Below are 19,761 nucleotides of genomic sequence, written 5' to 3' on the forward strand. Positions count from 1 at the left end.
CAGCCATAGATACGATTGGCGCTCATGTGCATTGCCCTCGCGCTGTGCGGGTGTTGTAATCAAGGCGCTGTTACGGCCTTGATATGAGGTATGTAGAGCGCAACGCAACGCCAGCAATTGCTGGCACTGAAAGTTCCTGTGGAAAGTTCAGGTATCAGGGCCGCCCACCAGGGCGGCCTTTTTACTTTTGGCTTTTCGTTAATTCAGTTCATCACGTTGTCTTGTTCGGGTTGTTAGGTATGGCTGATTGATTTGATAAAGCAAACGCATTAGCCCACCCGGCGAAAGTTGGTTACCTTACATCTCAACGAAAACACGGAGGAAGTACAGATGTCTTTGATTAATACCAAAATTAAACCTTTCAAAAACCAGGCGTTCAAAAACGGTGAATTCATCGAAGTGACCGAGAAAGATACCGAAGGCCGCTGGAGCGTCTTCTTCTTCTATCCGGCTGACTTCACCTTCGTTTGCCCTACCGAACTGGGTGACGTTGCAGACCATTACGACGAACTGCAGAAGCTGGGCGTAGACGTTTACTCTGTTTCTACCGACACCCACTTCACCCACAAAGCATGGCACAGCAGCTCTGAAACCATCGCGAAAATCAAATACGCGATGATCGGCGACCCGACTGGCGCCCTGACCCGTAACTTCGACAACATGCGTGAAGATGAAGGCCTGGCTGACCGTGCTACCTTCGTTGTTGACCCGCAGGGCATTATCCAGGCAATCGAAGTTACCGCTGAAGGTATCGGCCGTGATGCTTCTGACCTGCTGCGTAAAGTGAAAGCGGCGCAGTACGTTGCTTCTCACCCAGGTGAAGTTTGCCCGGCGAAATGGAAAGAAGGCGAAGCGACTCTGGCACCGTCTTTAGACCTGGTTGGCAAAATCTAAGTTTCCCGCCGTCTTTCGCGCAGAGCATCGCCTGCTCTGACGCGACAGGCTCCGGAAATGACAGTCGTAATGGGCGCGCCCGCGCCCATTTTATTCCAGCACCATGATGCAAGTTGCATTCAGGCCGCCCGAATAAGGCAGCTTGCATGATGACGTTTTTAGAGAGGGAAGAACAATGCTCGACACCAATATGAAAACCCAGCTCAAGGCCTACCTTGAGAAACTGACCAAACCTGTTGAGCTGATTGCCACGCTGGACGACAGCGCTAAATCGGCAGAGATCAAGGAACTGCTGGCAGAGATCGCCGAACTGTCACCGAACGTGACCTTCAAAGAAGATAACGATCTGGCGGTGCGCAAGCCCTCCTTCCTGATCACCAATCCGGGTTCTGACCAGGGGCCGCGTTTTGCCGGTTCTCCACTGGGCCACGAATTTACCTCGCTGGTGCTGGCACTGCTGTGGACCGGTGGTCATCCGTCAAAAGAGGCGCAGGCGCTGCTCGAGCAGATCCGCGACATTGACGGCGATTTTGAGTTTGAAACCTATTACTCACTCTCCTGCCATAACTGCCCGGACGTGGTGCAGGCGCTGAACCTGATGTCGGTGCTGAACTCGCGCATTAAGCACACGGCGATTGACGGCGGTACGTTCCAGAACGAAATCACCGACCGTAACGTCATGGGCGTTCCGGCGGTCTTTATGAACGGTCAGGAGTTTGGCCAGGGCCGTATGACGCTGACCGAAATCGTTGCCAAAGTGGACACGGGTGCCGAAAAACGTGCGGCAGAAGCGCTGAACAAACGTGACGCGTATGATGTTCTGATTGTCGGCTCCGGCCCGGCGGGCGCGGCGGCGGCGGTTTACTCCGCCCGTAAAGGCATTCGTACCGGACTGATGGGCGAACGCTTCGGTGGCCAGGTGCTCGACACCGTGGATATCGAAAACTACATCTCTGTGCCGAAGACCGAAGGCCAGAAACTGGCTGGCGCACTGAAGGCGCACGTCAGCGATTATGAAGTGGATGTGATCGACAGCCAGAGCGCCAGCAAGCTGGTTCCGGCCGCGGTTGAAGGGGGGTTACACCAGATTGAAACCGCCTCCGGCGCGGTGCTGAAAGCGCGCAGCATTATCATTGCCACCGGCGCCAAATGGCGCAACATGAACGTCCCGGGTGAAGATCAGTATCGCACCAAAGGCGTCACCTACTGCCCGCACTGCGACGGCCCGCTGTTTAAAGGTAAACGCGTGGCGGTGATCGGCGGCGGTAACTCCGGTGTGGAAGCGGCGATTGACCTGGCGGGTATCGTTGAACACGTCACCCTGCTGGAGTTCGCCCCAGAGATGAAAGCGGACCAGGTGCTGCAGGACAAAGTGCGTAGCCTGAAAAACGTCGATATCGTGCTGAATGCGCAGACCACGGAAGTGAAAGGTGACGGCAGCAAAGTGACCGGTCTGGAATACCGCGACCGCGTGAGCGGTGACGTGCATAGCGTGGCGCTGGCGGGGATCTTCGTACAGATTGGTCTGTTGCCAAACACCACCTGGCTGGACGGCGCGATTGAGCGCAACCGCATGGGCGAAATTATTATCGATGCGAAATGCGAAACCAGCGTGAAAGGGGTGTTCGCGGCAGGGGACTGCACCACGGTTCCGTACAAACAGATCATCATTGCCACCGGTGAAGGGGCGAAAGCGTCTCTGAGCTCGTTCGATTATCTGATTCGCACCAAAACGGCATAAAAAGAAAGCAAGACTACACCTGCAACAGCAAGAGGCCACCGAAAGGTGGCCTCTTTTTTTTACCTGACGACCATCACCGGAATGTGGGTGTGGCGGATCACGCTCGACGCGTTAGAGCCCAGCAGGTGGGTGGTAATGGAAGGATTACGGGAACCGATCACCACGACGTCTGCTTTCAGTTCATTGGCCAGTTCATTAACGGCATCCCGCACGCTACCGAACCTGACGTGAGTTTTGATACGTGAAGGGTCGATGCTGAAATGCCCGACCATGGTTTGTAGACGATTTTCAGCTTCGTGCTGAAGATGCTCTTCGAAGCGACGTACATCGGCGGCAAAGCGGTGCAGACTCAGGCTGGCGGAACCCGGTAACACGTGTAAAAGATGGATGATCCCGTCCTGCTGCGCCAGGAACTCCGCGTGGCGTACGGCCTTGTCGCTCAGCTCCATCTCGAAAACATCAACCGGCATAATGATTGTCTGATACATACCCGTTTCTCCTTGTTTATAAACGCTGAATTCATTCAACCACAAAATATGAATGGTTTCTGTAAGCGCGGCGCCACTTTTTGATCTCGCCAGGAAAAATCTCAAAAGATCCGTCATCACAGGCAAGTCTTCTGGGGTAGCTACCCTTTATACACTGTCCTGGATCCTTTCGGAGGTTGCATGAAAGCACTCACGTATCACGGCCCGCATCATGTTCGCGTCGAGAATGTCCCCGATCCCATCATTGAACAGCCAGACGATATTATTCTGCGGGTCACGGCTACGGCGATTTGCGGGTCCGATCTGCATCTCTATCGCGGCAAAATCCCGAAGGTGCAACACGGCGATATTTTTGGTCATGAATTTATGGGGGAAATCGTTGAGTGTGGCAGGGAGGTGAAGAATTTACAGAAGGGCGATCGCGTGGTTATCCCGTTTGTGATTGCCTGCGGTGACTGTTTCTTCTGCCGTCTGCAGCAATACGCGGCCTGCGAGACGACCAACGCCGGGCAGGGCGCCGCGCTGAACAAAAAGCAGATTCCCGCGCCAGCCGCGCTGTTTGGCTATAGCCATCTCTACGGCGGCGTGCCGGGAGGCCAGGCGGAATATGTTCGCGTACCGAAGGGGAACGTTGGTCCGTTCAAGGTGCCGCCGCTGTTGTCCGATGACAAAGCGCTGTTCCTGTCAGATATTTTACCCACCGCCTGGCAGGCGGCAAAAAATGCGCAGATCGAAAAAGGATCGAGCGTGGCCGTGTTCGGCGCCGGGCCGGTGGGGTTGCTGACCATTGCCTGCGCGCGGTTGCTCGGGGCGGAACAGATCTTCGTCATCGACCATCACCCGTATCGCCTGCGATTCGCTCAGGCGCGCTACGGCGCAATCCCGGTCAACTTTGATGATGATAACGATGCCGCCGAAAAAATCATTGAGCAAACTGCCGGCCAGCGTGGTGTCGATGCGGTGATTGATGCCGTCGGGTTCGAAGCCAAAGGCAGCACCACGGAAACAATCCTCAGCAACCTTAAAATTGAAGGCAGCAGCGGCAAAGCGCTGCGTCAGTGTATCGCGGCTGTCCGGCGCGGCGGCGTTGTCAGCGTCCCTGGCGTTTACGCCGGGTTTATTCACGGCTTCCTGTTTGGCGATGCCTTCGATAAAGGGCTGAGTTTCAGGATGGGGCAGACACACGTCCACGCCTGGCTGGGCGAGTTGCTGCCGCTTATCGAAAAAGGGCTGCTTACGCCGGAGGAGATTGTGACCCACTATCTGCCGCTGGCGGATGCGGAACGCGCCTACAAGATTTTCGAAAAACGGGAGGAGGAGTGCCGCAAGGTCATTCTGGTGCCGGGGGCGGAAACGCCTGACGCGGCAGCACAGCAGGTGAAAGGCCTGGTCAATGCTTTCCCGGGTGGGGTGGTGTGAGATTATCGCTTACCGATGACGCTCAAGATAAAGCACCGCCATGACGATGATCGCCAGAATAATGAGAAAAATAAGTGTGATAACCACTATCTCACTCATGACCGTCCCCGCGGCACCCAAACAGATTAAGCGTGGGTTAAGGGGTTTTCGGGCGATATAGGATAATCGGGTGAATTTGCGGAAAGAGGATGCGGGTGCATCCTCTGTGCAACGCGGGAGCGTTTGTTCAGATGGGGTTAACGCAGGTAGTCGCCCGCGGCTTCTGGCTGGTAGAGCAGCTCCAGCACTTCCAGATGCGCCGCGGCACCGCCTGGCAACGCCCAGTTGATGGTGTCTCCCGTACGCAGACCAAGAAGCGCGGCACCCACAGGAGCAAGGACCGAAAGCTGTGCACTGCTGTCGGTCATCTGCGCCGGGTAGACCAGCGTTCGGGTCAGCTCTTCACCGGTGGCCAGGTTACGGAATTTAACCCGGCTGTTCATGGTGACCACGTCGTGAGGCATGGATTCAGGCGTGCACATCTGCGCCCGGTCAAGCTCTTCATTCAGGGCGTCAGCCACCGGAAGCGAAGCGAATTCTGCTTTTTCCAGCAGTCTGTCAATACGTTCTGCGTCAAGCTCATTGATGATGATGGTGGGTCTGGACATTTTTTACTCCATGTCGTTAATGCTGCGTGTAACGCAGAAACCAATCCAAAAGAAAACCCTCGCCGTCTGGCAGCGAGGGTTTAACTCTTCTGATGATACTGGCTGAGCGCACAACTTTGAAGTGATACAGGTCACATTCATGGGTCATATGAATTTTCGGTGAAAAACGTGCTCCCTTGCCAATTTGCATTATTCTTTTTAAGCGCCCCCTGTGGGCGACTATCCGCATTCAGTGTTTCTTCTCAGGAGATCTCATGAGCGATTACGACAAAATTACGTTGAAAGACGGCAGTTATTTATATTTTAAAGACTGGGGAAGCGGGCAACCCGTGGTGTTTAGCCACGGCTGGCCGCTGACGGCGGATGCCTTTGAAGACCAAATGTTATACCTGGGATCAAAAGGATTTCGCGTAATTGCACATGACCGCCGCGGACATGGCCGCTCAGCGCAGCCGTGGGATGGGCACAATATGGATCAGTATGCCGACGACCTGGCTGAGCTGACGGCGCGTCTGAATCTGAAAGACGCTGTTCACGTGGGGCATTCAACCGGCGGTGGCGAAGTGGCGCGCTATATTGGTCGCCACGGTACGGATCGCGTGGCGAAAGCGGTACTTATTGGTGCCGTGACACCGATTATGATCAAAACCGATTTCAACCCGAACGGTGTGCCGAAAGAGGTGTTTGATGGTATTCGGGAAGGCGTGATTAACGATCGCGCAGCTTTCTTCTATGCGCTGACCGAGGCGTTTTATGGCTATAACCGCCCGGGGGCGAAAGAGTCCAAAGCGGTGCGGGAGAGCTTCGTTGAGCAGGGGCTTCAGGGGTCGATCAAGGCGCTGTATGACTGCGTAAAAGCGTTCTCTGAAACCGATCTGCGTGAAGATCTGAAAAAGATGACTATCCCAACGCTGGTGATCCACGGCGACGACGACCAGATAGTCCCGATCGAGACCTGTGGTCGGGTGGCTGCAGAGATCCTGCCGAACGCTGAACTGAAGGTCTATGCCGGGGGTTCTCACGGCATATGCACCACGCATAAGCACCAGATCAATGACGATTTGCTGAAATTTATTCAGTCTTAATTCCTGGCGGATTGCGTTACGCTGAGTGTCCTGATCCAGGGTACTGAGCGAAACGCAATTCGTGTCTGCCCCACCATTCTGCCCCACCATTAAGAGAGCACTATGTATTTCTATCAACCTTCTCTGGGACACGGCCTGCCGCATGACCCACTGAACGCGATTATTGGCCCACGCCCGATTGGCTGGATCTCCTCGTGCGACAACGCCGGTCAGCTGAATCTCGCGCCGTATAGCTTCTTTAACTGCTTTAACTATCGTCCGCCCATCATCGGTTTTTCCAGCAACGGCTGGAAAGACAGCGTGCGTAATATTACCGAAACCGGCGAGTTTGTCTGGAACCTGGCGACGCGCGATCTGGCTGAAGCGATGAATGCGACCTCGGCTATGCTTCCCCACGATGAAAATGAATTTACCTTTGCGGGATTAACGCCAGCGGCCAGCCAGCTGGTGAACGCCCCGCGGGTGGCAGAAAGCCCGGTTAACTTTGAGTGTCGCCTGTCGCAGTGTATTCAGCTTACCGGGGCCGACGGCACACCGGTTGATACCTGGCTGGTGCTCGGCGAAGTGGTGGGTATTCACATCGCCGAAACGTTGCTGGAAGAGGGGATTTATCAGACGGCGAAAGCGCAGCCCATCCTGCGTGCGGGTGGGCCGACGGCTTACTATGGCATCAGTGACGAGCACCGGTTTGACATGACCCGACCGATCGTCAATCAGTGACCGGCTTTATCAATGACGAATTGTTTTCCGCAGTTACCCGGGTGTGGCTGCGGAGCAAATGAGGTCGCAGAAAGCGGGTTATTAATGGTGTCTGCCTTCAGTGAGATCTGCATTTCAGTCAGGTAGGACGGGTTGCCATTACAGGTAAGCTTGAACGCTTTGACATTCTCCTTGCCCCAGCCTTTGGCCACGGCGCTGTCAAAGTCGCTGCGGCTTACGGTTTTTCCATAGTTATCGGCGAGGAACTTGCCGACCGCGCTGTTTTTTATCTCCTGATTCATGCGCACCATCGTGCCGAAATACGCGTCAGGATCAAAACCAAAGCACACGCCGTGTTTGGCATATTCGTAGCGTTCCAGGCAGGAGTTACCGCCAGCACCCGGCATAACGCTGTTCAGCTTCGCAGCACCTGAAAGCGACAGTCCGGTTTCGGCGGCAGCGCATTTGCGGCTGGCCTTCACCTCCGGCATGTTCGGGATTGGACGGGTTGCGCAGCCAAAACGCATCCAGCGACGTTCATCCACCCCCCGTGCGGCAACAGATTTTGGCAGCCCCGGCCATAATCCGTGCACGGTCAGAAAATCGGTTTTGTTATCACTCTCTTTTTGTAAACGGCACTCTTCGGGCTCGTTGCGGTTACGGTCGGCCATGCTCTGGCAGAACCCGGTTTGCCAGGAAAGAGCCAGAACGTAGCGATCAAAATCGCCATACTGCGTTGCCTTGAGTGGGTCGGCCTGTGCGGAGAATACACAGAGTGCCAGCGCGATTGCGCCAGACGGAATAACGATATCCTTCCTGAACATGTGATTTCCTGATCGAATGAGCATGAATAATTTCTGGAAATTATTAAAGCACAAAAAGCGCCCGCAGGCGCTTTCTGGATATCAGGAATTTAGCTTAAGCTGCGCCGGGTACCAGCACCTGCGTGGCAATAATCACGATAATCAGCCCTACAATCACGGGGACGGAGGTGCGTTTGATCACTTCGAAAGGCGAGATTTTTGCCATCCCGGCAACGGCTACAACCACACCCGATACCGGCGAAATGGTGCGACCGAGGTTAGACGCCTGCAGCATGGGGATGGAGAGATAGGCCGGGTTAATGCCTGAGGAGTGAGCCAGTTTCGGGATCATCTCAACAAAGGCGTAGAACGGCGCGTTACCTGAACCGGTGGTCATGGCGGCCAGCATGGTCAGCACCACCAGAACCAGCATCAGGATAATACTGGCCGAGCCGAACGAGGTGGCGATGGAAATCAGGCTCTGAATAAAGCCGATGGTGCTCAGGCCCTGGGCGAAGACGCCTGCTGCAACCAGCAGCATAACGACCCCTGCAAACGCATCCGCCATACCGCGATAGGCCACTTCCAGACCCGAGAAGACTTTCTGCGTGTTAAACCCACGCACAAACTCCAGCAGGGCGGCCAGCAGCATGCAGATCACCAGAATGGTGATGATGTGCAGCTGCGGGCCCCATTTACCGTCAAAAATAAGCACGCCAATAATAGGTGTGAACGGCAGAATGGCATAAAACGCTGGCGCGGTGGTGGTGATTTCACTCACGTCCAGCATCTCGTGGCTGATGTTCTCTTTTTTATCGAGATAGCGCTGCCAGAAGAAGTGCGCGATGCCCATGCCGACAATGGCGACGATAGAAATGGGCAGCGTGGTTTTGAACGCAAAGTCGATAAGCGACATCTCAGCGGCTTTGGCTGCGAGCACGACATCACCGGAGGTGGGGGAAAGAATAATGGCGGCCGGCGAGGCGCAAATCGCGGCGGCCGCGCCGCGGCTGATACCGACGTTAACCATAATCGGGAACAGGGTGGCCATTAACAGTACGCCCAGACCGGTGGCGGACGACACGGCGAGGGACATCAGGCAGGCAAGGAAATAGGCCGCGACCATCAGCAGATACGGGGAGTTAATGTACTGCAGCGGTTTGGACGCCAGTTTAACCACCATATCATTCGCGCCGATATGGGTCATGTACGCCGCAAAACCGCACAGCATCATGATCATCATACCCAGGTCGCCACCGCGGCTCATGAGCAGGATTTTAATGTATTCAACAATGTCAGTGGCGGTGTAGCCCGTACTGTCTGCGCTGGCCGGTAACACCTGATGGCCCATGATGGCGCTGATAATGAGCAGGGTTAGCCCGCCGACAAATAACACCCCTGTGGCCGAGTAACCTTTAATGATGTAGCGCGCTACACCGACAATGACGACGACTCCGATAAGGAGCTCGATAAACGTAAGCATGGTTTCCCCTGTATCCTTGCTGCCCGAGAGCACAAATAATCAATAAAAAAGAAGGATGAAATGTGCCGAATTAATGTTCTGTCCTTGCTGATTAAAATCAATAAACAGACTACTAAAGAAGATATTAACGGTATTTTTGCCATCGCCCCGGCATTTATCTCATGCGCATATTGACCGGTATAGATATCACTATATGTCAATTAAATGATAATGGGTTGTTAAATATTTTGTGGGTTTAAATTCGCCGCAGAAAGAAAAAGCAAAAACCCTTTGGGAACTGGGTTTTTAATGGCTGCCGGCAGCCCTCCAGGACGGGCCCTGGAGACCGTCATTGCTGGCGTTGGTTGGATTGTCCAGCGTATAAAAGCCTAATAAAGGCTTACTTTTATTGTGCTTATTATGGGGTGAAGGTATGTTCCTCTCAGAATATTCCCAGGAAGACGCTGATTAATTAGGAATAACGCTGATGCTGTTAAGCTTTGATTAAACTATTTTATGGTAAACTTTGCCTCGAATACTAAGAATGGTAATTGCATTGTGATTGTACGTAATAAATTTTTCCTCATTTTGTTGTTTATTTTTGGGCAGTTAGCATTGTCGTCTGTTGCACACGCCGAGAGCAATGCAACCGATAAAGGCTGGTTCTCCACCTTCACTGATAATGTGTCGCAGACCTGGACTGCGCCAGAGCATTATGACCTGTATGTTCCGGCAATAACGTGGCATGCGCGTTTTGCCTATGACAAAGAAAAGACTGACAAATATAACGAGCGCCCGTGGGGGGCTGGTTTTGGTCAGTCGCGTTGGGACGAAAAAGGGAACTGGCATGGCATCTATCTGATGGCCTTTAAAGATTCCTTTAACAAGTGGGAACCAATCGGGGGTTATGGCTGGGAGAAAACCTGGCGTCCGTTAGCCGATGAAAACTTCCATGTGGGGCTGGGCTACACCGCCGGTGTGACCGCACGCGACAACTGGAACTACATTCCGATTCCGGTGCTGCTGCCTCTGGCCTCTATCGGCTATGGTCCGGCAACGTTCCAGATGACCTATATCCCGGGGACATACAACAACGGTAACGTTTACTTCGCCTGGATGCGTTTTCAGTTTTAACTGAAAAAACGTCACGTGGTGGTGAAAAAATGCGCAGCCGTTGATTCCGTTGAGATAAAAAACCGTCAGCAGAAATTAACGCGACTTTAGTCACTTTTTATCAAAGAACCGCTGGACAAAAGGTCCCACAATTGATGTACTGGTACCCGACACAGCATTTGTGTCGTTTTTTAATGTAAAGGTAATTTTGATGTCTAAGATTAAAGGTAACGTTAAGTGGTTTAATGAGTCCAAAGGATTCGGTTTCATTACTCCTGAAGATGGCAGCAAAGACGTGTTCGTACACTTCTCTGCAATCCAGTCTAATGGTTTCAAAACTCTGGCTGAAGGTCAGCGTGTAGAGTTCGAAATCACTAACGGTGCCAAAGGCCCTTCTGCTGCTAACGTAATCGCTCTGTAATTCAGACGCGTCAGCAAGAATTTCAAAACCCGCTCACTGAGCGGGTTTTTTTTCGCGTTGAATCAGCTAAGCAGATACATTTTGAGGAAGCTGGCAACGATCAGCACGCTCAACAACACCACACCTGCGCTCATCAGGTTCTGTTTCATTCTGTCACCCTCGTTCAGTATTGCGTTCAGAGTGACAGAGAAAAATTAAGCCAACATTAACGCAGCGTCTGTTAGTGCGTCGTGGCGGAAGAAAATAGCCAGAATGCGATCCCCGTCATCGCAAAGGAGCCGAGCATATTAATCGCAATGTTCATCAGCGCCCAGCCGACACGCCCTTCCTGAAACAGGAAAACCACTTCCGCCGAGAACGTGGAGAAGGTGGTTAAACCGCCGCAAAAGCCGGTGGTAATCAATAGCTTCCACACGGGATCGATATGCGTCATACGGTTAAACCAGGCCAGCCCCACGCCAATAATGAAAGCACCTATCAGGTTAGCCGCCAGCGTACCCATTGGAATAGCCTGATGCAGGGGATTAAAACGCATACTCAAAAACCACCGCGCAACGCTACCCGTACCCCCACCAATAAAAACGGCTAAAAGTAGTTGTAACACTGTAAATACCTGCTATTTGATGTGTAAGAGTGGCGAGTTTAACGCGGTTTTTGCTGAGGGGACAAATATGTATGTTGCGGTAGGACAGTTTGCGGTTACGCCTGACTGGCAAGAGAATGCAGATAGATGTGTCTCTCTGATGAGGCAGGCCCGCCTGAAAGAAGCATCCTTGCTGGTGCTGCCGGAGGCGCTGCTGGCAAGAGATGACCACGACCCGGACCTGTCGGTGAAGTCTGCCCAGCCTCTGGACGGCGGATTTTTGCAGCACCTGCTGGCGGAAAGCGTGGGCAATGGTTTGACCACCCTCTTTACGGTGCATGTCCCCTCGACGACGGGACGGGCGGTAAATACGCTCGTGGCCATCCGTGACGGCGCGATCGTTGCGCGCTATGCCAAACTCCATCTTTATGATGCCTTCAGCATTCAGGAATCGCGGCGGGTGGATCCGGGAGACAGCATCCCACCGCTGCTTGATGTCGATGGCTTTAAGATTGGGTTGATGACCTGCTACGACCTGCGTTTTCCTGAGCTGGCACTTACGCTCGCGTTAAAGGGGGCTGACGTGCTGGTAGTGCCTGCCGCGTGGGTCAAGGGGCCGCTTAAAGAGCAGCACTGGGCAACGCTCCTTGCAGCGCGTGCGCTGGATACAACCTGTTATGTTGTGGCCTCGGGGGAGTGCGGCAATAAGAACATTGGGCAGAGCAGGGTGGTGGATCCGCTGGGAGTTACGATAGCCGCTGCGGCGGAGGCCCCGGTTTTGCTGATGACAGAGTTACAGCGGGAGAGGATTACGCTTGCACGGCAGCAATTACCGGTTCTTCGCAACCGTCGGTTTGCGCCACCGCAATTATTGTGATGTTTTTTTCAACAATGCTTGATTCACCTTGTTACAGATTGCTATTGTGTGCACGCGTCAAATGACCGTTAATACAATCAGGTTTTTGGCGCTGAATGCAGCCTGGTTTATGTAAAGAAGGTATCTATGGGTGAGATTAGTATTACCAAACTGCTGGTGGTTGCCGCACTGGTCGTCCTGCTGTTTGGTACCAAGAAGTTACGCACGCTGGGTGGTGACCTGGGTGCCGCCATCAAAGGCTTTAAGAAAGCGATGAACGACGATGATGCGGCTGCGAAGAAAAGCGCCGAGGGTGACATCCCGGCAGAGAAGCTTTCTCACAAAGAGTAACGGCAATGCCTGAGGGCTTGCGAAAAAAAACCGGCTCAAGAGGCCGGTTTTTTTGTATTACTGTAAGTGAATATTACAGTCTTATTTCACTTCTTCGCCTTTTGCCTGCATATCGGCATGGTAAGAGGAGCGAACAAATGGGCCGCAGGCTGCGTGGGTAAAGCCCATCGCCAGCGCTTCGGCTTTCATCTCATCAAACTCATCCGGGCTCACGTAGCGCTGCACGGGCAGGTGGTGGCGACTTGGCTGCAGATATTGTCCCAGCGTCAGCATGGTCACACCGTGGCGGCGCAGATCGCGCATCACTTCGATGATCTCAGCATTCGTTTCACCGAGACCAACCATCAGGCCTGACTTGGTTGGAATATGGGGATGCGCTTCTTTAAAACGCTCCAGCAGCTTCAGAGACCAGTTATAGTCCGCACCAGGACGTACCTGACGGTAGAGACGTGGCACGTTCTCCAGGTTGTGGTTAAACACGTCTGGTGGCGTCGCGGTCAGGATGTCCAGCGCGCGATCCATACGGCCGCGGAAGTCTGGAACCAGCGTCTCAATTTTGATGTTCGGGCTTTTCTCGCGAATAGCGGTAATGCAGTCAGCGAAGTGCTGAGCACCGCCATCACGCAGATCGTCACGGTCAACGGAGGTAATAACGACATAACGCAGCGCCATATCGGCGATGGTCTGTGCCAGTTTCTGAGGTTCGTTAGCGTCGGGCGCTACCGGGCGGCCATGAGCCACATCGCAGAACGGGCAGCGGCGGGTACAGATGGCACCCAGAATCATAAACGTCGCGGTACCGTGATTGAAACATTCAGCAAGGTTCGGGCAAGAGGCTTCTTCACAGACGGAGTGAAGGCCGTTCTTGCGCATCGCCGCTTTGATCCCCTGGATACGCGAAGAGTCAGCCGGAAGTTTGATTTTCATCCATTCCGGTTTTCTTAACAGCGCTTCGCGCTCTGTAGCCACGTTTTTAACCGGGATAAGGGCCATTTTATCGGCATCGCGGTATTTAACACCGCGTTCCATCACAATGGGTTTACTCATAGCGTGCGTGTTCCAGTTGCGAATATCGAAGGAAAGCGTTTCTATTCAAGGGAATGTTGTATTTATCAACTATTTTTGAACGAACGACAGGCAGTATATCATTGAAACGGTCAGTAAAGCAGCCTGCCAGGTCGCCAATTTGTAAAATAGTTGTTGTTTTGTGCGTTTTGCCCGGCAGGGGGCAGGGGCTTGTGCTGTATCAACCAGTCAGAAGGCCTGGCGGATGACGCGGATAACGTTTTCCAGCACCGGATCGCGCAAGCTGAGTTTGTTGTAATGCAGTGAAATCTCGATAGATTCCGCATTGAGCTGGTTGAGAGGAATGCTCTCCAGCGGCCAACATTTACGCAACAAGGTATACAGACGCGAAGGCATGATGCAGAGCATGTCGCTGCTGCCAATCAGGGAGGCAGTGGTGAACATATTGTAACTACTGAAGCTGATCTGGCGTTCCGGGAATATCTCATCGATTCGCTGACGCAGCGCATGATTGGACTGTCCTTCGGTCATGAAAGACGAATGATCATAGTTACGCAGATTTTCAATGGTCAACGGCCCGCTCAGGGCGGGATGCTGCTGGCGGCACACCAGCACCAGGTTATCCGCATACAGGACATGTTGTCCGAGCGCTCGGGCGCTAAAGCTGCCGCTTTCTATAATCAGGTCGGTCTGAAACTGAGCAAGCTGAATATCAGGCTCGTTGAGCGGTACATTTCGCAGCAGGAGTTGGGGAACATGCTCTTTTATCGCCTGAAAAATAGCGGGCATCACCAGCACGCCGACAGACGGGGTGCAGCCGATAGTGATGGTTCTCTGTTTGTCATAGCTGCCGGTTAAATCCAGCGCACCCAGAATCGACTCCAGCCCCTGGCTGATGTACTCATGCAGATGGGTGGCGTAGGCCGTGGGCGTAACCCCCTGGCCCTTACGAATAAATAACGGGTCGGGAAATATAGCGCGCAGTTTTTGAATTGACTGGCTTATTGCTGAAGGCGTGAGATTAAGAATTTTCGCAGCATTAACGATACCCTTATGGACATATACTGCCTCAAAAATAGTCAACAAATTGAGATCAATATTACGTAAAGTCCGAAAAATTTGTGGCTTGTCCTCACCACCTGGGTCATTCAGTCGTTTGGCTGGTAAATTATTATACTCCACGCTTTCACTCCGTATACATTCACATTATGAATGATAGTTGAATTTATTTATTATGCTTGTAGAGATTCGTAAAGTGTTGGTTTTGTTTCACTTGTTTATCAAAAACAAACAGTTGTGTGATTATCACGCAAGTTACTTACGCCCTGTATGCAGTTCTGGCTGGAGGCTAAATAATATGTAGCGGTAATATTCGGGCGCTTCGAAAATATAGAATAAGCGGATTATTGTAAAGCGTAAAAGCGGTAAATAAACAGTGGCCCGTCAAATAATCGAGCCATGATGCATGATATATTAAGCAGTGATATATTCGTAAGATGGATTGTTAAGTAGGGCTAAAACGTTCTTCAAAAGCACAGGACGAATATTCTCGGGCGTTGCGCTTTCAACCCACTGGCACATTTGCGTCATCTCCATTCCGGCGTAGCCGCAGGGGTTTATGCGCTGGAAAGGGGTAAGATCCATATTAATATTCAGTGCCAGCCCGTGGAAGGAGCAGCCTTTGCGGATACGCAGCCCCAGTGAGCAAATCTTACTTTCTCCCACATAGACGCCCGGCGCATCGGCACGCGGATGGGCTTCAATACCGTATTCCGCCAGCGTGTTAACCACGGTTTGTTCCAGCAGGGTAACCAGTTCGCGAACGCCGAGCTTTCTGCGCTTCAGGTTCAGCAGAACGTACATCACCTGCTGCCCAGGCCCGTGGTACGTGACCTGCCCACCGCGATCGCTTTGAATTACCGGGATATCACCCGTCATCAATAAATGTTCCGCTTTTCCCGCCTGTCCCTGCGTAAATACCGGCAGGTGTTCAACCAGCCAGATCTCATCAGGGGTGGTGTCATCGCGTGAATCGGTGAAATCATGCATGGCCTGGGAGACAGGCTCGTAAGGTTGCAGCCCGAGATGACGGACAAGAATTTTATCCTGATACAAAAGGACGTCTCCGAAGACGAGGGACAAAAGGTGAGGGAGAGTATATCACAAGCGGGGAGGCGGGTTACCCGGCAAACCGGGTAACCGCAGAGGGACTACAGCACCATACGAACAATTTCGATATTGCCGAGCTCTTCGTACAGCGTCTCAACCTGCTCAATGTGGGTTGCGGTAATGGTAATGGATACCGAGTGGTAGTTGCCCTTGCTGCTTGGTTTTACTGACGGAGAGTAGTCACCCGGCGCATGGCGCTGTACCACTTCAACCACCTGATCAACCAGCTCAGGTTTCGCCAGACCCATTACTTTGTAGGTAAACGGGGTAGGGAATTCAAGCAGTTCGTTAAGTTTGGTTTTCATGTCAGCTCCGGCGTAACGTCAAAAAGAATAACTCCCACGACAGGTGGGAGTTATCAGGATATCTAGTATATGGGGATCAAAATCACACTTTCAAGTGTTCAATTTTTAGCCAAACCAGTGATGGAACATCAATTTAATGTAATCAATGATTTTGCCGAAGAAATTGCCTTCCGGGATTTCTTGCAGAACAACCAGCGGTCGCTGATCGATGGTTTTACCATCCAGCTGGAAGTTGATGGTGCCCACCACTTGGTTTTTCTGCAGTGGCGCGTGCAGCTCAGTGGTGTTCAGCACGTAGCTGGCTTTCAGATCTTTCATGCGACCACGAGGAATGGTCAGGTACAGATCTTTATCCACGCCAAGGGAAGCACGGTCGTTATCACCGAACCAGACTGGCTCAGAAGCAAACTCTTTACCGGCTTTCAACGGGTTCACGGTTTCGAAGAAACGGAAGCCCCAGGTCAGCAGTTTCTTGCTTTCCGTCTCACGACCTTTGAAGGTACGACCGCCCATCACGGCAGAGATCAGACGCATCTGACCTTCGGTGGCAGAAGCAACCAGGTTGTAGCCAGCTTTATCGGTATGGCCAGTTTTGATGCCGTCAACGTTCAGGCTGTTATCCCACAGCAGGCCGTTACGGTTGGTCTGACGAATACCGTTAAAGGTGAACTCTTTCTCTTTATAGATGGAGTATTCGTTCGGCACGTCACGGATCAGCGCCTGACCAATCAACGCCATATCACGTGCGGAGCTGTACTGACCATCTGCGTCCAGACCATGTACGGTCTGGAAATGGCTGTTCTTCAGACCCAACGCGGTGACGTAGCTGTTCATCAGACCGACGAAGGCATCCTGGCTTCCTGCGGCGAAATCGGCCATTGCCACGCACGCATCGTTACCGGATTGCAGGTTAATACCACGGATCAGCTGAGAAACAGGAACCTGCATGCCCGGTTTCAGGAACATCAATGATGAACCTTTAAATACCGGGTTGCCGGTTGCCCACGCATCGTTACCGATGGTGACCAGATCCGTTTCTTTGAACTTCCCTGCTTTCATGGCCTGGCCGATAACGTAGCTGGTCATCATTTTGGTCAGGCTGGCCGGATCGCGGCGGGCGTCGGCATTCTGTTCAGCCAGCACTTTGCCAGAGTTGTAGTCGATCAGGATATACGATTCCGCGTCGATTTGCGGAACGCCAGGGATCATGGTCTTGATATTCAGGTCATCGGCGTGAGCTGCAGAGAGAGCAGTTGCGCAAAGGGCCGTGGTCAGCGCCATGCGCTGCACAAAACGAGCAGAAAAAGTGGTCTTCATGGTCAGAACAACGACATCCGTGATGGAATTAAAAAAAGTGCCTTACTATAGCAAATGCTATTCAGGCAGGCATCCGACTTTAAGCATGAGTTTGTGAATGTGTTTTACACAAATTGACACTTTGGATGCCGCCAGTTCATTATTTCGCAACAGCGATAAATGATTGTAGTTGGGCTTCATTTTGCAGGCGCTGCTGCAGAGACGCTGCCTGCGATTTGCTGGCAAACGGCCCCATCTGAATACGCCATACTGCGCCGTTTTGCGCAACGCGTCCCGGAACACCAAACGTCTGGCTCAGACGCTGTTGATACTGCTGCGCACGGGCCTGATCGCTTACCGCCCCAACCTGAACCACAAAGCCGCCGCTGGCCGCCGCTGGAGCCGCAACCGGTGTGCTTTGCGTCGTCGCCGGAGCCGTTACGGGCGCAGGCTCTGTGGCAGGAGCGGCAACAGGAGCCGGTGCTGGCGTAGGTTCGCTGCCTTCCAGCACGCCGGTGGCTAACGTTGTCGGCGCGCCAAGGAAGCCGCTACTCTTTACTGGCGCACCCGTCGTGTCTTCGCTCTGCAACGTATCATTGCTGATTGGGCGCACTTCTCCTGCTGGCTGAGAAGGCTCTGCCGGAGAAGAGACGCTTCCCATGCCGCCGTCCAGGTTCGGGCGGTCAGGAAGGGCGTAAGTCTGTTTCGCCACCGTCGTACACGCGGTACCTGGCCCGGAGAGGGTGCCATCCTGCGCCACGATAATCGGGTCAATACGGACTTTGGTATTGTTCGAGGTGTTCAGGCGGTCTGCAGCCGCGCGTGACAGGGAGATCACCCGGTCGTTACCGTAGGGGCCACGATCGTTAATGCGTACCACGATCATACGACCATTCGCCAGGTTGGTGATACGGGCGTAGCTCGGGACAGGCAGGGTCGGGTGAGCCGCCGTCAGTTGCATCGGATCGAACGCTTCGCCGGTCGCCGTCAGGTTGCTGCCTGGCTCGGCATCATAAATGGCGGCAAAGCCAGCCTGGCTAAAGCGGGAGGGATCCTGAACAATTTTGTAGCTTTTGCCATCGCGCTCGTAATCCTGATTCGCGCTGGCATTGAGCGGTTCATAAACGGGATCGGCACCGCTGATTTCAACGATCGGGCCATTACAAACCGCAGGCTGCGGCGGCGCGACGGTTGCCTGTTGCTGACCATCATCACTTGTGCAGGCCGCAAGTAAACTTGCCGCAATGCAGATCCCCAGCCACTGCTTACGCATTCCGATCCCCTTATTTTTATACGCTTTTTGACAACATTTTTCTGTGGGTATGGATCGACATCACGATACCAAACCCGGCCATCAACACGATCAGTGCCGAGCCTCCGTAGCTCACCAGCGGGAGCGGGACGCCAACAACCGGCAGAATACCACTCACCATACCAATATTTACGAAGACATAAACGAATAAAATCAGCATCAACCCGCCTGCCATCACGCGGCCAAAGGTGGTTTGCGCACGCGCGGCGATCCACAGCCCTCGCATGATCAACAGCACATACAGCGCCAGCAGAATCAGGATGCCAACCAGGCCCAGCTCTTCCGCCAGAACCGCAAAGATAAAGTCGGTGTGACGTTCCGGTAAGAACTCCAGCTGGGACTGGGTGCCGTGCAGCCAGCCTTTACCGCGCAGGCCGCCGGAACCGATCGCAATCTTGGACTGAATAATATGATAGCCCGCACCCAGCGGATCGGTTTCCGGATCGAGCAGCATCATGACGCGTTGTCGCTGGTAATCATGCATCAGGAAGAACCAGAGAATCGGGATGAACGCTGCCACCAGCACGACTGCAATGCCAATCAGACGCCAGCTTAAACCCGACAGGAACAGGACAAACAGGCCGGAGAGGGCGATAAGAATCGAGGTACCGAGGTCAGGCTGCGCCGCAACCAGCAGCGTCGGCAGGAAAATCAGCACCAGCGCAATGGCGGTATTTTTCAGCGAAGGCGGGCAGACGTCACGGTTAATAAAACGCGCCACCATCAAGGGAACCGCTATTTTGGCTATTTCAGAGGGCTGGAAGCGGACAACGCCCAGATCCAGCCAGCGCTGCGCGCCTTTAGAGATGGCCCCAAAAGCATCTACCGCAACCAGCAGCACAATACAGAATATGTACAGATACGGTGCCCAGCCTTCATAGACCCGCGGCGGGATCTGCGCCATGACCACCATAATGACCAGGCCCATCGCGATCTGGCCGATTTTGCGCTCCATCATGCCGATGTCCTGGCCGCTGGCGCTCCAGATAACCAGGGCGCTGTAAACCAGCAAAGCCAGCAGGATCAGCAGCATGGCTGGGTCGATATGGATTTTATCCCACAGCGATTTTTTATTTGGATTATCCGTCATG

At 53.3% G+C, this 19,761-nt stretch carries 22 protein-coding genes; 9 read left to right on the forward strand and 13 right to left on the reverse strand.

Features of this window, described 5'->3' with window-relative positions; all coding sequences use genetic code 11:
- The first annotated feature begins 330 nt into the window (after positions 1–330).
- Both ahpC and ahpF read left to right on the forward strand, forming a co-directional pair.
- Positions 331–894 (forward strand): alkyl hydroperoxide reductase subunit C, encoded by a 564-nt coding sequence (gene ahpC, locus ACN9MQ_RS05945; RefSeq protein WP_008501015.1) that lies wholly within the window; start codon positions 331–333, stop codon positions 892–894.
- 175 nt (positions 895–1,069) lie between these two features.
- Complete coding sequence (gene ahpF / locus ACN9MQ_RS05950) at positions 1,070–2,635, forward strand: alkyl hydroperoxide reductase subunit F (RefSeq protein ID WP_426021310.1); 1,566 nt, start codon at positions 1,070–1,072, stop codon at positions 2,633–2,635.
- 59 nt (positions 2,636–2,694) lie between these two features.
- On the opposite strand, the gene uspG is transcribed toward ahpF, so the two are convergent.
- Positions 2,695–3,123 (reverse strand): universal stress protein UspG, encoded by a 429-nt coding sequence (gene uspG, locus ACN9MQ_RS05955; protein WP_020885008.1) that lies wholly within the window; start codon positions 3,121–3,123, stop codon positions 2,695–2,697.
- Between the two features lie 180 nt (positions 3,124–3,303).
- Between uspG and ACN9MQ_RS05960 the strand changes: the two genes are divergently transcribed.
- Positions 3,304–4,542 (forward strand): zinc-dependent alcohol dehydrogenase, encoded by a 1,239-nt coding sequence (locus ACN9MQ_RS05960; protein ID WP_020885007.1) that lies wholly within the window; start codon positions 3,304–3,306, stop codon positions 4,540–4,542.
- 9 nt (positions 4,543–4,551) lie between these two features.
- On the opposite strand, the gene yldA is transcribed toward ACN9MQ_RS05960, so the two are convergent.
- Complete coding sequence (gene yldA / locus ACN9MQ_RS05965) at positions 4,552–4,641, reverse strand: small membrane protein YldA (protein ID WP_271661446.1); 90 nt, start codon at positions 4,639–4,641, stop codon at positions 4,552–4,554.
- A 137-nt stretch (positions 4,642–4,778) separates the two neighbouring features.
- Entirely contained in the window at positions 4,779–5,189 is a 411-nt protein-coding gene (rnk, locus tag ACN9MQ_RS05970; RefSeq protein WP_014169101.1) for a nucleoside diphosphate kinase regulator, read from the reverse strand.
- A 254-nt stretch (positions 5,190–5,443) separates the two neighbouring features.
- Between rnk and ACN9MQ_RS05975 the strand changes: the two genes are divergently transcribed.
- Positions 5,444–6,274, forward strand: coding sequence for an alpha/beta fold hydrolase (locus ACN9MQ_RS05975; RefSeq protein WP_020885006.1), 831 nt, complete (start codon positions 5,444–5,446; stop codon positions 6,272–6,274).
- A gap of 102 nt (positions 6,275–6,376) precedes the next feature.
- Positions 6,377–6,994, forward strand: a complete 618-nt coding sequence (locus ACN9MQ_RS05980) for a flavin reductase family protein (protein ID WP_025204679.1) — start codon at positions 6,377–6,379, stop codon at positions 6,992–6,994.
- Here the strand turns inward: ACN9MQ_RS05980 and rna are convergent.
- Both rna and dcuC read right to left on the reverse strand, forming a co-directional pair.
- Positions 6,988–7,797, reverse strand: a complete 810-nt coding sequence (gene rna / locus ACN9MQ_RS05985) for a ribonuclease I (protein WP_020885004.1) — start codon at positions 7,795–7,797, stop codon at positions 6,988–6,990. The two genes, ACN9MQ_RS05980 and rna, sit on opposite strands and share 7 nt — an antisense overlap.
- Before the next feature lie 94 nt (positions 7,798–7,891).
- Positions 7,892–9,259: an anaerobic C4-dicarboxylate transporter DcuC gene (gene dcuC, locus ACN9MQ_RS05990; protein WP_020885003.1), complete on the reverse strand. Its 1,368-nt coding sequence runs from the start codon at positions 9,257–9,259 to the stop codon at positions 7,892–7,894.
- A gap of 495 nt (positions 9,260–9,754) precedes the next feature.
- Between dcuC and pagP the strand changes: the two genes are divergently transcribed.
- Positions 9,755–10,372, forward strand: a complete 618-nt coding sequence (pagP, locus tag ACN9MQ_RS05995) for a lipid IV(A) palmitoyltransferase PagP (protein WP_014169108.1) — start codon at positions 9,755–9,757, stop codon at positions 10,370–10,372.
- Positions 10,373–10,562: 190 nt separating this feature from the next.
- The gene (gene cspE / locus ACN9MQ_RS06000) at positions 10,563–10,772 is read left to right on the forward strand and encodes a transcription antiterminator/RNA stability regulator CspE (RefSeq protein WP_002439184.1); all 210 of its coding nucleotides are present in this window, start codon (positions 10,563–10,565) and stop codon (positions 10,770–10,772) included.
- Positions 10,773–10,992: 220 nt separating this feature from the next.
- On the opposite strand, the gene crcB is transcribed toward cspE, so the two are convergent.
- Positions 10,993–11,376: a fluoride efflux transporter CrcB gene (gene crcB, locus ACN9MQ_RS06005; RefSeq protein ID WP_014169110.1), complete on the reverse strand. Its 384-nt coding sequence runs from the start codon at positions 11,374–11,376 to the stop codon at positions 10,993–10,995.
- Positions 11,377–11,443: 67 nt separating this feature from the next.
- Here crcB and ACN9MQ_RS06010 point away from each other — a divergent pair, with 67 nt between their 5' ends.
- Positions 11,444–12,232 (forward strand): deaminated glutathione amidase, encoded by a 789-nt coding sequence (locus ACN9MQ_RS06010; RefSeq protein WP_426021309.1) that lies wholly within the window; start codon positions 11,444–11,446, stop codon positions 12,230–12,232.
- A gap of 126 nt (positions 12,233–12,358) precedes the next feature.
- Positions 12,359–12,562 (forward strand): twin-arginine translocase subunit TatE, encoded by a 204-nt coding sequence (gene tatE / locus ACN9MQ_RS06015; RefSeq protein ID WP_014169112.1) that lies wholly within the window; start codon positions 12,359–12,361, stop codon positions 12,560–12,562.
- An 81-nt stretch (positions 12,563–12,643) separates the two neighbouring features.
- Here the strand turns inward: tatE and lipA are convergent, their stop codons facing one another.
- The 7 genes from lipA to mrdB all read right to left on the reverse strand — a co-directional run bounded on the left by lipA (position 12,644) and on the right by mrdB (position 19,760).
- Entirely contained in the window at positions 12,644–13,609 is a 966-nt protein-coding gene (gene lipA, locus ACN9MQ_RS06020; RefSeq protein WP_025204675.1) for a lipoyl synthase, read from the reverse strand.
- A 207-nt stretch (positions 13,610–13,816) separates the two neighbouring features.
- The gene (locus ACN9MQ_RS06025) at positions 13,817–14,770 is read right to left on the reverse strand and encodes a YbeF family transcriptional regulator (protein ID WP_020885001.1); all 954 of its coding nucleotides are present in this window, start codon (positions 14,768–14,770) and stop codon (positions 13,817–13,819) included.
- Between the two features lie 291 nt (positions 14,771–15,061).
- Positions 15,062–15,703 (reverse strand): lipoyl(octanoyl) transferase LipB, encoded by a 642-nt coding sequence (gene lipB, locus ACN9MQ_RS06030; RefSeq protein ID WP_047743938.1) that lies wholly within the window; start codon positions 15,701–15,703, stop codon positions 15,062–15,064.
- A 95-nt stretch (positions 15,704–15,798) separates the two neighbouring features.
- On the reverse strand, positions 15,799–16,062 hold the full coding sequence (gene ybeD / locus ACN9MQ_RS06035; RefSeq protein WP_003858718.1) for a DUF493 family protein YbeD: 264 nt from the start codon (positions 16,060–16,062) through the stop codon (positions 15,799–15,801).
- Between the two features lie 105 nt (positions 16,063–16,167).
- The gene (gene dacA / locus ACN9MQ_RS06040; protein ID WP_014169116.1) at positions 16,168–17,379 is read right to left on the reverse strand and encodes a D-alanyl-D-alanine carboxypeptidase DacA; all 1,212 of its coding nucleotides are present in this window, start codon (positions 17,377–17,379) and stop codon (positions 16,168–16,170) included.
- Between the two features lie 139 nt (positions 17,380–17,518).
- Complete coding sequence (gene rlpA / locus ACN9MQ_RS06045) at positions 17,519–18,631, reverse strand: endolytic peptidoglycan transglycosylase RlpA (RefSeq protein WP_426262689.1); 1,113 nt, start codon at positions 18,629–18,631, stop codon at positions 17,519–17,521.
- Between the two features lie 16 nt (positions 18,632–18,647).
- Positions 18,648–19,760 carry a peptidoglycan glycosyltransferase MrdB gene (mrdB, locus tag ACN9MQ_RS06050; RefSeq protein WP_014169118.1) on the reverse strand — a complete coding sequence of 371 codons (1,113 nt, stop codon included), beginning with the start codon at positions 19,758–19,760 and terminating at the stop codon, positions 18,648–18,650.
- Position 19,761 lies beyond the last annotated feature (1 nt).

It is taken from the genome of Enterobacter sp. R-25, assembly GCF_049913205.1.
Taxonomy (GTDB): Bacteria; Pseudomonadota; Gammaproteobacteria; order Enterobacterales; family Enterobacteriaceae; genus Enterobacter; species Enterobacter ludwigii.